Source organism: Cupriavidus sp. MEYA8, from assembly GCF_059278825.1.
Genome location: NZ_CM181222.1, coordinates 2,263,572 through 2,277,373 on the forward strand (window position 1 = coordinate 2,263,572; position 13,802 = coordinate 2,277,373).

11 protein-coding genes are annotated in these 13,802 nt (G+C 67.3%); 5 read left to right on the forward strand and 6 right to left on the reverse strand.

Annotation, left to right across the window (positions count from 1 at the left end):
• Positions 1-43 precede the first annotated feature (43 nt).
• The 5 genes from AC5WJ1_RS27290 to AC5WJ1_RS27310 all read right to left on the reverse strand — a co-directional run bounded on the left by AC5WJ1_RS27290 (position 44) and on the right by AC5WJ1_RS27310 (position 5,150).
• A complete protein-coding gene (locus AC5WJ1_RS27290) occupies positions 44-1,342 on the reverse strand; it encodes a CaiB/BaiF CoA transferase family protein (RefSeq protein WP_494476764.1) in 1,299 nt (432 codons plus the stop codon).
• Between the two features lie 75 nt (positions 1,343-1,417).
• On the reverse strand, positions 1,418-1,735 hold the full coding sequence (locus tag AC5WJ1_RS27295; protein ID WP_494476765.1) for an acyl-CoA dehydrogenase family protein: 318 nt from the start codon (positions 1,733-1,735) through the stop codon (positions 1,418-1,420).
• A complete protein-coding gene (locus tag AC5WJ1_RS27300; protein WP_494476766.1) occupies positions 1,671-2,879 on the reverse strand; it encodes an acetyl-CoA C-acetyltransferase in 1,209 nt (402 codons plus the stop codon). The genes AC5WJ1_RS27295 and AC5WJ1_RS27300 overlap by 65 nt, the downstream gene beginning before the upstream one ends.
• A gap of 46 nt (positions 2,880-2,925) precedes the next feature.
• A complete protein-coding gene (locus tag AC5WJ1_RS27305; RefSeq protein ID WP_195431802.1) occupies positions 2,926-4,242 on the reverse strand; it encodes an acetyl-CoA hydrolase/transferase family protein in 1,317 nt (438 codons plus the stop codon).
• Between the two features lie 14 nt (positions 4,243-4,256).
• Entirely contained in the window at positions 4,257-5,150 is an 894-nt protein-coding gene (locus AC5WJ1_RS27310) for a MaoC/PaaZ C-terminal domain-containing protein (protein WP_494476767.1), read from the reverse strand.
• Positions 5,151-5,452: 302 nt separating this feature from the next.
• Between AC5WJ1_RS27310 and AC5WJ1_RS27315 the strand changes: the two genes are divergently transcribed.
• Positions 5,453-6,619, forward strand: a complete 1,167-nt coding sequence (locus AC5WJ1_RS27315; protein WP_029048285.1) for an acyl-CoA dehydrogenase family protein — start codon at positions 5,453-5,455, stop codon at positions 6,617-6,619.
• 567 nt (positions 6,620-7,186) lie between these two features.
• On the forward strand, positions 7,187-8,662 hold the full coding sequence (glnA, locus tag AC5WJ1_RS27320) for a type I glutamate--ammonia ligase (protein ID WP_133094652.1): 1,476 nt from the start codon (positions 7,187-7,189) through the stop codon (positions 8,660-8,662).
• 549 nt (positions 8,663-9,211) lie between these two features.
• On the opposite strand, the gene AC5WJ1_RS27325 is transcribed toward glnA, so the two are convergent.
• Entirely contained in the window at positions 9,212-9,949 is a 738-nt protein-coding gene (locus AC5WJ1_RS27325; RefSeq protein WP_133094653.1) for an IclR family transcriptional regulator, read from the reverse strand.
• Between the two features lie 131 nt (positions 9,950-10,080).
• On the opposite strand from AC5WJ1_RS27325, the gene AC5WJ1_RS27330 reads away from it, so the two are divergent.
• From AC5WJ1_RS27330 to AC5WJ1_RS27340, 3 genes are read left to right on the forward strand one after another with little or no spacing between them, the layout of a single operon-like run.
• Positions 10,081-11,700, forward strand: a complete 1,620-nt coding sequence (locus AC5WJ1_RS27330; protein ID WP_135702712.1) for an acyl-CoA carboxylase subunit beta — start codon at positions 10,081-10,083, stop codon at positions 11,698-11,700.
• Between the two features lie 50 nt (positions 11,701-11,750).
• On the forward strand, positions 11,751-12,911 hold the full coding sequence (locus tag AC5WJ1_RS27335) for an acyl-CoA dehydrogenase family protein (protein WP_133094655.1): 1,161 nt from the start codon (positions 11,751-11,753) through the stop codon (positions 12,909-12,911).
• Between the two features lie 15 nt (positions 12,912-12,926).
• On the forward strand, positions 12,927-13,772 hold the full coding sequence (locus AC5WJ1_RS27340) for an enoyl-CoA hydratase/isomerase family protein (protein WP_135702711.1): 846 nt from the start codon (positions 12,927-12,929) through the stop codon (positions 13,770-13,772).
• The last annotated feature ends 30 nt before the right edge of the window (positions 13,773-13,802 follow it).

Here is a 13,802-nt window from a genome sequence, read left to right on the forward strand (position 1 = left end):
GACGACGCCAGTGTATGTGCGCGGCAATTGCGCTGCAATCGGCTTACACTACGCCGCTGGTGCGCAGTGCTTCAACCTGCTTCGCGTCCAGCTTCAGGTAGTCGCGCAGCACTTCCTCGGTGTGCTGGCCCAGCGCCGGCGGGGCATAGCGCAGCGTGGGCGGCGTCTCCGACAGGCGCAGCGGGCTGGCGGCGGTGACGACCCGATTGACGCTCTGGCCCGCAGGCGGCTGCGCGCCCGGATAGCGCGACTGCTCGATGCGCAGCCCACGCGACTGCACATGGGGGTCGGCATACGCCTGGGCGATATTGTTGATCGGGCCGCACGGCACCGAATTGGCTTCGAGCAGCGCGACCCATTCGGCGGTGGTGCGGGTGCGCGTCAGCTCCATCATCATCGCGATCAGCACCTTGCGGTTGTTGACGCGGCCGGTGTTGGTGGCATAGCGCTCGTCGCGGGCCCAGTCCACGCCCGCGGCCTCGCAGAAGCGCGCGAACTGGCCGTCGTTGCCGATCGCCAGCAGCATGTTGCCGTCGGCGGTGGGGAAGTCCTGGTAGGGCACCACGCTCGGGTGGATATTGCCCTGGCGGCGCGGTACGTCGTCGGCATTGAGAAAGCCCGCGCCCTGGTTGGCGAGCACGGCCATCGCCACGTCAAGCAGCGCGATGTCGATATGCTGGCCGCGGCCGGTGTAGTGGCGCGCTTCGAGCGCACTCAGGATCGCGGTGGTGGCGTACATGCCGGTGAACAGGTCGATCACCGCCACGCCCACCTTCATCGGGCCGCCGCCGGGTTCGCTGTCGGCATGGCCGGTGATGCTCATCAGGCCGCTCATGGCCTGGATCAGCAGGTCGTAGCCGGGGCGGGCCGCATACGGCCCGGTATGGCCGAAGCCCGTTACCGAGCAGTAGACCAGGCGCGGATTGACCGCGCTCAGGCTCTCGTAGTCCAGGCCATAGCGCTTGAGGCCGCCGGTCTTGAAGTTCTCCACCACGACGTCGCTGTGGCGGGCCAGTTCGCGGATCAGTGCCTGGCCTTCAGGCTTGGACATGTCCACGGTGACCGAGCGCTTATTGCGGTTGGCCGCGGTGAAATAGCTCGCCTGCCGCGTGGGCACGCCATCGTCGCCCGACAGGAACGGCGGGCCCCAGTGGCGGGTGTCGTCGCCTTCGCCGGGCTTTTCGATCTTGATGACGTCGGCGCCCATGTCCGCCAGGTTCTGGGTGGACCACGGCCCGGCCAGCACGCGCGACAGGTCGAGCACGCGCAGGTGGCTCAGCGCGCCCGTGCGCGGCGAAGGGGGGGGCAGTTCGGGAAGGGAATTGGCGGCGGAATCGGTCATGGAAATCGTGGCGGTTGCGTCGTTGCTGCCCGTCGCGGTGCGGGCAGCGTGGGGGCATATCGGCAGCGCGGCGCCTCAGGCGCCGCGCGCCTCGCAGATCATGTTGCGGGCGATGGTGACTTGCTGGATCTGCGTGGTGCCTTCATACAGGCGGAACAGGCGCACGTCGCGGTAGAAGCGCTCGATGCCGAACTCGGAAATATAGCCGGAACCGCCAAGAATCCGAACCGCGCGGTCGGCCACGCGGCGACTTTCACGTCCCCTTCGGGGATGAAGACACTGGATCCCCGCCTGCGCAGGGACGACGGCTCGACGACGGTGCATGCGATCAGCAGCGCTCGAACACCGCGGCGATCCCCTGGCCGCCGCCGATGCACATGGTCTCCAGGCCATAGCGGCCGCCACGGCGCTGCAGTTCGTGCAGCAGCGTGGCCAGGATGCGCACGCCGGTGGCGCCGATCGGGTGGCCCAGCGAGATGCCCGAGCCGTTGACGTTGAGCTTCTGCTCGATCGCGTCCTGGTCGTTCCATTCCCAGCCCTTCAGCACGGCCAGCACCTGGCAGGCAAAGGCTTCGTTCAGCTCCACCAGGTCCATCTGGTCCAGCGTCAGGTTCAGGCGCTTGAGCAGCTTCTTCACCGCCGGAACCGGGCCGATGCCCATATGCGACGGCTCGCAGCCCGCTGCCGCCCAGCCCACCAGTGTCGCCATCGGGGTCAGGCCCAGCTCGGCCAGCTTGTCTTCGGCCACGATCAGGCAGGCGGCGGAGGCGTCGTTCTGCTGGCTGGCATTGCCGGCGGTGACGGTGCCGTTGGGCATCAGCGCGCGCAGCTTGCCCAGGCTTTCCATCGAGGTGCCGGGGCGGAAGCCCTCGTCACGCGCGAACGTGACCGGGTCGCCCTTGCGCTGCGGCACCTGCACCGGCACGATCTCGGTGTCGAAGCGGCCGGCTTCCCAAGCGGCCGCGGCGCGTTCGTGGCTGCGCACGGAGAAGGCGTCGGCCCGCTCGCGCGTAATGCCGTAGTCGCGCGCGAGGTTTTCGGCGGTCTCGATCATCCCGGAGATCTTGCCGAAGCGCTCGACCGGCTGCGAACGCTCGCGGCCGCGGTCGAGGCGGTCGTAGAACTTGACGTTGCCCGAGCGCGAGCCCCAGCGCATGTCGGTGGTGTAGTACTCGATATTGCTCATGCTCTCGACGCCGCCGGCAATGACCACGTCGGCAGCGCCGCTCTGCACCATCATCGACGCCGTGACGATGGCCTGCAGCCCGCCGCCACAGCGGCGGTCCAGCTGCATGCCCGGCACTTCAACCGGCAGGCCGGCCTGCAGCGCGGCCCAGCGGCCCACGCAGGGCACTTCGCTGTTGGCGTAGGACTGGGCAAAGACCACGTCATCGATGCGGGCGGGGTCGATGCCGCTGCGTTCGACCACGGCGCGCACGGTGGTGGCGGCCAGTTCCTCGACGGACACGGGGCGCAGGCTGCCGCCGAAGGTGCCGACGGGAGTACGGAGGGGGGTGACGATTGCGGCTCGGCGCATGGAAGTCTCCTTGGAAATTCTGTTGGGTAGCGAGGCAGGCGCCCGGTCAGGCCATGCTCGCCGTGGCAACGAAAACCGCGCCGCACTGGCGCAGCAGGGCGTGGGCCTGGCGCTCCAGGTCCTCGCGGTGTTCGGGGGCGGCGATGTCCAGCATGCGGCGCACGCGCTGCGACAGGGTCTGGCCGCGCAGGTCGGCGACGCCGTGTTCGGTGACGATCAGGCCGGCATCCGAGCGCGGCGTGCTGACCGGCCCGGACAGCTGCGCCACGATGCGGCTGGCGCCCTTGGCGGTCGCGGGCAGGGCGACGATGGGCAGGCCGCCGCGGCTGCGCGCGGCGCCGCGCAGGAAGTCGACCGCGCCGCCCACGGCGCCGACATAGACGCCCGCCGCCACTTCGGCATTCACCTGTCCGGTCAGGTCGACCTCGATCGCAGAATTGATCGCCGTGAGCTTGTCGATGCTGGCCAGCACTTCGGGATGATGCGTGTAGCTGGTCTCGCGCAGTTGCAGCTTCGGGTTGCGATGGGCCCAGCGGCGCACCCGCTCGCTGCCCATCAGGATGCCGCCGATGCCGATGCCGGTATCGATAGTCTTGCGCGCGTTGGTCAGCACGCCGGCCTCGGCCAGCGCGGCAATGCCGTCGCCCACCGCGCCGCTGTGCAGGCCCAGGTCGCGGCGGTCATGCAGCGCGGCCACCACGGCCTCGGGCAGGTTGCCGATGCCCATCTGGAGCGTGGCACCGTCCTCGACCCAGCCGGCGATATGGCGCGCGATCGCCTGCTCCGCCGCGCCGGGGGCGCCGCGGTCCAGGCTGATCGGTGGATGCGCGGCATCGACCAGCAGGTCGATCTCGTCCGCGGTGAGATGGCGGCTGCCATAGGTCCACGGCACGTCGGGGTTCACCTCGGCCACGATCACGCGGGCCCGGTCCAGCGCCGCCGGAATGTACTCATGCACCAGGCCCATGCTGTAGCGGCCTTCCTCGTCGGGCGGCGACACCTGCACCAGCACCACGTCGGCGCGCAGCGCGCCCTGGCGGATCAGGCCAGGCAGATGCGAGTAATGGCTGGGCACGATGTCCAGCACGCCGGCCTTGGCCAGCGCGCGATGCGGACCGCTGGCGGCATAGCCGAAGAAATCGATCACGTCGGCCTGCGCCGGCTGCAGCGTGTCTGACTGGCCGATGCCGACAAACACGCTCAGCCGGCTGCCCTGGGCCAGCGCGTGGCGATGCCCGACCAGCGCGCGCGTCAGCGTCAGCGGCTCGGCGGTGGCCTGGCCCCACCAGATATGGTCGCCGGGGCGCAGCAGTGCCTGCAGCGCGGCGCCAAGTTCGTTGTTATCCACGGTAGCAGGATGCATTGGGCGGTGCAGGCTCAGGCGATCTCGGCCCAGCCATGGCTGAGCACTACCTTGTCGCGCTCGGCCACGCGTGCGCGTAACCGGAAGTGGTTAGGATTGTCCGGCGTGCGCCAGATCTCGGTGACCAGCGTCTCGCCCGGGAACACCGGCGCGGTGAAGCGGATATCCAGCGCGCGCAGGCGGGCGGGATCGTGGTCCGCGCACTGGCGCACCAGCGCATGCGCGACCAGCCCGTAGCTGGCCAGGCCGTGCAGGATCGGACGCTCGAAGCCTGCGGCCCTGGCAACTTCCGGGTCGGCATGCAGCGGGTTGAAGTCGCCCATCAGGCGATACAGCAGCGCGGCCTCGGGGCGGATTGCCTGCGCGTCGGTGAAGTCCGGCGCGCGGTCTTCCGGCGTGGGGCGCAATGCGGGCAGCGGCTCGTCGCTGGGCTGGCCGCCGTCGCGCTGGCTGTAGCCGCCATCGCCGCGCAGGAAGCTGACCTGCTGCACCGTCGCCAGCAACTCGCCGTCCGCCGTTTCGAGCCGGCGCTCGGTCACCATGATCGCGCCCTTGCCTTCACCCTTGTCGGTCAGGTGCGTGATGCGGTTGTTGCCGACGATGTCGGCGCTGGCCGGCAGCGGGCGGTGCAGCCGCACGCGCTGCTCGCCGTGCAGCAGCTTGACCCAGTCGATGCCGGTATCGGCCTCGCGCGCCCAGAAGCCCGGATAGCCCAGCACCACGGCTTGCGACGGCAGCGTGCGCAGCCCGCCCGCGGCGCCCTCGAACACGAAGGGCAGGGCGGCCGCATCCAGCGGATCGTTGCCCAGCCCCAGGCTGAGTGCGTACAGCATGGTGTCGCGCTCGGTATAGCGCTGGCGTACGGGGGCGAATGGTCGCTGCTTGAGGTGCTGGTAGCTCACTGCCATGTCCGGGGGTCCTATGTCTTCATCAGGAGATAGCCGTGAGGATGTCGCCAAAGTGGGTTTTGCGCTATTTGACAATGCCAATGGTCGGCTTCGGCGTTCGCGAAAACGGCACTCGGCGGCCCCGGATGCCGGCCTTAAGCGCAGTGGAAGGCGCGCTTTCGCAATGGTTGATTGCCCGGGGCGGCGATCGCAGCGACCATTGCGGCCAAGACAACATCGGCGGTCGCCGCGGGCATTCCGTGGGACCGATGCGCCGCAAACTCCGTCCGCAATTTCGTCCGTACCCAAGCCAACGACGCGCCATGATCGAACAGACCCAATCGAACAACTACCAAGAAATCCGCGATGCCGTGCGCGCGCTTTGCGCCGAATTCCCGGATGAGTACTTCCGCAAGGTCGACGAGCAGCGCGCCTACCCCGAAGCCTTCGTCAATGCACTGACCGCGGCCGGCTGGCTGGCAGCACTGATCCCGCAAGAGTACGGCGGTTCCGGCCTGGGCCTGACCGAAGCCTCGGTCATCATGGAAGAAATCAACCGCAGCGGCGGCAACTCCGGTGCCTGCCACGGCCAGATGTACAACATGGGCACGCTGCTGCGCCACGGCTCCCAGGCGCAGAAGGAAAAGTACCTGCCGAAGATCGCCTCGGGCGAATGGCGCCTGCAGTCGATGGGCGTAACCGAGCCCACCACCGGCACGGACACCACCAAGATCAAGACCTCGGCGGTCAAGAAGGACGGCCGCTATGTCGTCAACGGCCAGAAGGTGTGGATCAGCCGCGTGCAGCACAGCGACTTCATGATCCTGCTGGCGCGCACCACCGCGCTGGCCGACGTGAAGAAGAAGAGCGAAGGCATGTCCATCTTCATGGTCGACTTGCACGAAGCGCAGAAGAAGGGCCTGACCGTGCGGCCGATCCCGAACATGGTCAACCACGAGACCAACGAGCTGTTCTTCGAAGACCTGGAAATCCCCGAGGAAAACCTGATCGGCGAAGAGGGCAAGGGCTTCAAGTACATCCTCGACGGCCTCAACGCCGAGCGCACCCTGATTGCCGCCGAGTGCATCGGCGACGGCTACTGGTTCATGGACCGCGTCACCAAGTACGTCAGCGAGCGCGAAGTCTTCGGCCGCCCCATCGGCCAGAACCAGGGCGTGCAGTTCCCGATCGCCGAGTCCTTCATCGAGCTGGAAGCCGCCAACCTGATGCGCTGGAAGGCCTGCGAACTGTTCGACAAGCACGAGCCGATGGGCGCCCAGGCCAATATGGCCAAGTACCTGGCGGCCAAGGCCAGCTGGGAAGCCGGCAACGCCTGCCTGCAGTTCCACGGCGGCTTCGGCTTTGCGTGCGAATACGACGTCGAGCGCAAGTTCCGCGAGACGCGCCTGTACCAGGTCGCGCCGATCTCGACCAACCTGATCTACTCGTACGTCGCGGAACATATTCTCGGCCTGCCGCGCTCGTTCTGAGCGGGCGGGGGGCCGGCGCGCTTGCGCGCCGGCTTTTGCAAGCTGGCCGGCGCGGCGCGACTCCGCTAGCGGGTGGGCGTTGCAGGGCGGGTGTCGCGCGCCGTGCCGGGCGCCGGATATACCTCGTCGCCAGCCGCAATCGGCAAGCGTGGCGGCGGCGGAGTCATGGAAGTATCGCGAGGCGGGGCTTCACATCCAGCCACGGCTGCCGCAAGCAGTGCAATACAAAACGCATGGCCTGGCCAGCAGCGCCAGGTGCGGTACCGGTTGAAGATGAACGTGTCTGGCATGGAGCGGCCCTCTTTGCGCGGAGTGCGTTCAGTGTAGCCAAAGGTGACAGCTACCATTGCCAGGACGACGATTTGCCGAGTGCTCCGCGAGCCGCACTGATCCATTCCCAACACCTGCTTCCAGGTTTCCGTATTGCGGCGATCTGGCTGGTGAGAGCGCGGATTTCACACATGGGGCCGCATCGGAGATGCCTGCACGGTTCGCGAGGCACTTTGCAATCGGAACCTGACAGGCTAATGTTGGACTATGCTCCGGGGTCAGACGACGGAGGCGCTTATGAGCACGGTCTCAATAGAACCCGGCAGCTATCACGTTGCACCGCCGCAAAACCCCGGTGAAGTCATCGCTCTGATCAAGGAGCATGCGATCCAGGTCATTGACCTCAGGTTCACGGACTTGCCCGGCGTGTGGCAGCACTTCTCGATCACGCTGCCGGAAGTCAATGACGATTTATTCTCAGCCGGCATCGGGTTCGACGGGTCGTCCATTCGTGGGTTCCAGCAAATACACGAATCCGACATGCTGGTCAGGCCTGACCCGGCCACGGCATTCATCGATCCGTTTTGTACGGCACCAACGCTGGTCCTGATCTGCGACGTGCTGGACCCTGTCTTGCACCAGCCATATTCGCGCGATCCGCGCCACATTGCGAGAAAGGCGGAGCTTTATCTCCAGCAAACCGGTCTTGCCACGGTTTGCTACATTGGCCCCGAACTGGAGTTTTTCATTTTCGACTCCATTCGCTTCGGCCAGGACCAGCACTCTGGCTACTACCATGTCGAATCCGCCGAAGGCGAATGGGCCTCCGGCCGTGACGAAGGCGCCTATGGCGGAGGCAATCTTGGGTACAAGCAGCACTACAAGGGAGGATATTTTCCCGTGCCGCCAAGCGATACGCTGCAGGATATCCGCTCCGAAATCGTACTCGCGCTGATGCAGGCTGGCGTCCGGGTCGAGGTGCATCACCATGAGGTAGCCACGGCGGGCCAGAATGAGATCGACATGCGCTTTGCACCGCTGACCCGAATGGCGGACAACGTGATGATGTATAAGTACTTCTGCAAGAATGTTGCACGCCGCCACGGCAAGGTCGCCACATTCATGCCTAAGCCCCTGTTTGCCGACAACGCGAGCGGCATGCATTGCCACCAAAGCCTCTGGCGCGGCGACGAGAACCTCTTCTACGACGAGAATGGCTGGGCGCAGACGTCCCAGATGTGCCGGTGGTACATAGGCGGCTTGCTCAGGCACGCCCCCGCCCTGATGGCGTTCTGTGCGCCGAGCACAAACTCCTACAAGCGACTGGTGCCCGGATACGAGGCGCCTGTCAATCTGGCCATGTCGCAGCGCAACCGATCTGCCGCCGCCAGGATTCCAATGGTTTCTGATTCCCCAAGCGCCAGGCGCGTTGAATTCCGCTGCCCTGACCCGTCGGCCAATGCCTATCTCGCCTTCTCGGCAATGCTGCTTGCCGGCCTTGACGGTATTGAAAACCAGACGGACCCCGGCGACCCGCTCGACAAGAACATCTATGATCTGCCACCGGAGGAAGCCGCCGGCATCCGGCAGGTTCCAGGTTCTCTCGAAGAGTCGCTTTCCGCACTGGAATCCGATTCTGCATTCCTGCGAAAGGGAGATGTCTTTACTGAAGACCTGATCAGGACCTGGATTGACTACAAGCGCACGCACGAGATCGATACATTGAAGTTACGCCCGCACCCGTGGGAGTTCTATCTGTACTTCGACATCTGATCACTGCGCACGGCTCTGGCGTTTGCTGGTGGCAACGAAATTCTACCGGCTGATGGGCCGCTTGCACCTCCGGAAGATCCGTCTGGCCCCGGTATCCCATGCTGGTGGCATCGCCATCCGCACCCGTTACCCCGGCACCGCGCGGCGATGACCGAAGCATCGAGCTGCATGACCAGCGACAGATATGGCGCGATGATGCTGGCGCGCGTGACCTGGTCCACCCTCCGGCAAAACAAAAAAAAAGCCACGCTCCGACGTCGGGGCGTGGCCTGGAATGCCGACCCTCCCTCTGGCCGGCGGGGGAATTTATTGTTCTGGCACCTGGACTGATTCCGCCTTCCAGTGAAGGCGGCCTGGCCCGGCCGATGCCAGGGCGGCGGGCGCGTTCTTGCGTATCTCTGCTTGCGTCACCATTGAACGCCGCCGACGTGGTGCGGCTCTGTGCGGCCTCTGACGGAGGCGCGTTTCAAAACCGAGGTGGGCGGCCGCTCAGTGCGGCAACAGGCGCGCAAAGCCGGGGGTTCGCGCGGCCGCGCCGCTTCATCCTTGCTACGCGAACATCGCCACGATGATCCCGCCCATTTCATGCCGGCGTGCCGCCGACATCCGCGACGCAGTCGAAACGATGCTGATGGCCGCGTCCGCGCCCATTGCCAGCGGCAGGGCGTAGCCCACGCCCGCCACGCCTTCCGCGCCGGCCAGCGCGTAGCCCAGCTTGCGGCTGCGCTCGACGCCGCGCATCAGCCGGAGCAGGCTGAGGCCGCCGGCTTCGTACTCGGCGCGGTGGCGTTCGTAGTGCGCGCGGACCGCGTCGTTGTCCATCTTGGCCAGCAGCGCCATGCTGCCGGTGCCCTGGCCCAGCAGGCGCGAGGTGCCGGTCAGCATGTGGAAGGTCTTGATGCGGTGGCTGCCTTCCTCGGTATGCAGGCAATGACCATGGTCGCCGATGCGCACGATCAGGAAGACCGCGTCGCCGGTCAGCCGCGCCAGTGCCTTCATCTTGCTGACGAGGGCGCTGTTGGGCGGCGGCCGGTTCATCGCGCGCAGCCCGAGCGCCATCGCCGCGGTACCGAGGTGATAGCGCTTGCCGGCCGATTCGCGCTCGATATACGCGCCGGCTTCCAGGAAGCGCGCCATGCGGTGGGCGGTGGTGCGGTCGATGCCGGCCATGGCGGCAAGGTCGGGCAGCGCCAGCCCGGCGTCATGGTGTTCGGCCAGCAACTGCAGCAGGGTGAAGGCGCGCGCCAGGCTCTGGACGCCGCCGGGGGCAGGGGATCTGGGGGGCATGGCTGGATGCGCCGGCGGCGCCGCGCTGGTTCGGCAGATTGTGCACATTATGCACAATCTGAGCGATTGCGGTTGTCGCGCCGTGCGCCGTGGTTTGCAATCCATCCATCACGGAACCACAGGCACGCGCCATGATCTCCATCGAATCCCGCATTGACCCGTCCTCCGACACCTTCGCCGGCCAGCGCGCCGGCATGCAGGCACTGATCGACCGCCTGCACGGCCTGGAGCAGCGCGCCGTGGCCGCGTCCGAGCGCTCGCGGCCCGCCTTTGCAAAGCGTGGCGCGCTGCTGCCGCGCGAGCGCGTCGGCCGCCTGCTCGACCCGGGGGCGCCGTTCCTGCCGCTGTCCACGCTGGCGGGCTTCTGCATGGACGATCCCGATCCGGAGACCTCGGTGCCCGGCGGCTCGCTGGTGGCCGGCATCGGCTTCGTGTGCGGGGTGCGCTGCATGGTGCTCGCCACCGATTCCGGCATCGATGCCGGCGCCATGACCGAGGCCGGCAACATGAAGCTGGTGCGCTGCCAGGAAATCGCGCTGGAAAACCGGCTGCCCTTCATCCACCTGGTGGAGTCGGCCGGCGCCAACCTGCGCAAGTACCGCGTCGACAAGTTCGTGCGCGGCGGCGCCATCTTCTACAACCTGGCGCGGCTGTCGGCGGCCGGGCTGCCGGTAATCACGGTCGTGCACGGCTCGTCCACGGCGGGCGGCGCCTACATGCCCGGCCTGTCCGACTACGTGGTGATGGTGCGCAGCCGCGCCCGCGCCTTCCTGGCCGGGCCGCCGCTGCTGAAGGCCGCCACCGGCGAGATCGCCACTGACGAGGAACTGGGCGGCGCCGACCTGCATGCCACCGCCACCGGCCTGGCCGAATACCTTGCGGAAGACGACGAGCACGCCATCGCCACCGCGCGCGACATCGTCGCCAGCCTGGACTGGCCCCGTGTGGAGCCCCAGCCAGCACAGCCGGCGCGCCCGCCGCGGCTGGACCCGTCGGAACTGGACGGCGTCATGACGCTCGACATGAAGCGCCCGGTGGACATGCGCGAGGTGATCGCGCGCATCGTCGACGATTCGGCGTGGCTGCCGTTCAAGCCCGACTACGGCCCCGGCACGGTGTGCGGCCATGCCCGCATCGAGGGCAATACCGTGGGCTTGATCACCAACAACGGCCCGATCGATCCCGCCGGCGCAACCAAGGCCGCGCAGTTCATCCAGCTGTGCAACCAGTCCGGCACGCCGATCGTATTCCTGCAGAACACCACCGGCTTTATCGTCGGGCGCGCGTCGGAAGAGGCCGGCATGATCAAGCACGGCGCCAAGATGATCCAGGCGCTGTCCAACTCCAGGGTGCCGCAGATTACGCTGTACTGTGGCGCCTCGTTCGGCGCGGGCAACTTTGGCATGTGCGGGAGGGGCTTCAAGCCGCGCTTCTGCTTTTCGTGGCCGAACGCGCGCACCGCGGTGATGGGCGGCGAGCAGGCCGCCATGACGCTGGAGATCGTGGCGCGCCAGCAGGCGGCGCGCAAGGGCAAGCCGGTCGACGAGGCGCAGCTGGCCGGCCAGACCGCCGAGATCGTCGCCAACTTCGAGCGGCAGGCGAGCGCATTCGTCACCAGCGGGCTGCTGCTCGACGACGGCGTGATCGATCCGCGCGACACGCGCGCCGTGCTCGCCTTCGTGCTGGTCACCGCGCGCGAGGCGGCGCTGCGCCGGCCGCATGCCATCCAGTTCGGCGTCGGGCGCTTCTGAGCGCCGCCGCCTCCAGACAACCAGAACGCAACGAAATCCGGGAGACCAGCATGCTTTACACCGAAGACCACCGCAACATCATGGACAGCATCCGCCGCTTCGTCTCGGCGGAGATCGATCCCTTCGTCGACGAATGGGAAGCCGCCGAGGTGTTTCCGGCGCACGAGCTGTTCAAGAAGATGGGCAACCTCGGCTTCCTCGGCATCACCAAGCCGGTGGAGTATGGCGGCATGGGGCTCGACTTCTCCTATGCCGTTGCCGCCGCCGAGGCGCTCGGGTATGCGCGCGCACAAGGCGTCGGCATGGGCGTGGGCGTGCAGACCGACATGGCCACGCCGGCACTGACTGCGTTCGGCTCCGATGAACTGAAGCGCAACTACCTGGCGCCCGCCATCGCCGGCGACATGGTGTGCTCGATCGGCGTGTCCGAGGCGGGCGCGGGTTCCGACGTGGCCTCGCTCAAGACGCGCGCGGTGCGCGACGGCGACGACTATGTCATCTCCGGCTCCAAGATGTGGATCACCAACGGCACCCAGTCGGACTGGATCTGCCTGCTGTGCAACACTTCCGACGGGCCCGTGCACAAGAACAAGTCGCTGATCGTGGTGCCGATCAAGGAAGACGGCAAGCGCGTGCGCGGCGTGGAAGTGCAGAAGATCAAGAAGTTCGGCATGTGGTGCTCGGACACTGCGCAGATCTTCTTTGACGAAGTGCGCGTGCCGGTACGCAACCGCATCGGCGAGGAGGGCATGGGCTTTATCTACCAGATGAAGCAATTCCAGGAAGAGCGGCTGAACGGCGCGGCGCGCCGGCTCGCCTGCACCGCGCTGATCGAGGAAACCGCCGAGTACCTGCGCCAGCGCATCGCCTTCGGCAAGCCGCTGCTGGACAACCAGTTCATCCAGTTCAAGCTGGCCGAGCTGAAGACCGAAATGGAAGCGCTGCGCGCGCTGGTCTACCTGGCCACGCAGACCTATATCGCCGGCGGCGACGTGGTCGAGCTGGCGTCGATGGCCAAGCTCAAGGCCGGGCGCCTGTCGCGCGAGGTGGCCGACTGGTGCATGCAGTTCCAGGGCGGCATGGGCTACACGTGGGACAACCATGCATCGCGCGCGTACCGCGACTTCCGCCTGGGCTCGATCGGCGGCGGCGCGGACGAAGTGATGCTGCAGGTCATCGCCAAGCAGATGGGCCTGATGTCGCGCGGCTGACAGGCAGGAGGCGCCATGACCGACCCAACGCAAACCGAATCCGTGATCGTACGCCGCGCCGGCGGCGTGCTGTTCGCCACCCTCAATATCCCGGCCACGCGCAATGCGCTGGCGCCCGAGGTCGTTGCCGCGCTGGCGGCGGCGGTCGAGCAGGCCGAAGCCGGCCCCGAGGTGCGCGCGCTGGTGCTGCGCGGCGCCGGCGGCATGTTCAGTGCCGGCGGCAATGTCGGCAACTTCCAGGCGCGGCTCGATGCCGAAGCCAGCCGGGAAGACCCGGTCGCCACGCGCAACCGGGAATTCGGCTATTTCATGCAGCGGCTGGGCGCATTGCCGGTGCCGGTCATCGCCGCCGTGGATGGCGCTGCAATGGGCGGCGGCATGGGCCTGGCGTGCGCCGCCGACATCGTGCTGGCCACGCGGGATGCGCGTTTCGCGCTGTCGGAAACCACGCTCGGCATCATCGCCGCGCAGATCGCGCCGTTCGTGGTGCAGCGCATCGGCGCGGCGGCCACGCGCCGCCTGGGCCTGACCGGCGAGCGCATCGGCGGAGAGGCAGCGGTGGCGATCGGGCTGGTCGACCAGCTGGCCGCCGACAGCGCCGAGCTGGACGCGCTGGTCGCCGAATGGCTGACGCGCATCGGCCGCTGCGCCCCCAATGCCAACCGCGTGTTCAAGACGCTGGTCAGCCGCTGCGGCCAGGAGCCGGCGGGACCGCTGCTGGACGAAGCCTCGCGGCTTTTCGCCCAGTGCATGCGCAGCGAAGGCGCCGAAGGCGTGGCGGCCTTCCGCGAGAAGCGTGACGCGAGCTGGACCGTGCGCTTCGATGCCGATGCCGTGCGCGCAGCGCAGTCGCCGAGCTGAGGGCTGCCGCCTGCCAATTTCCGGTAATTC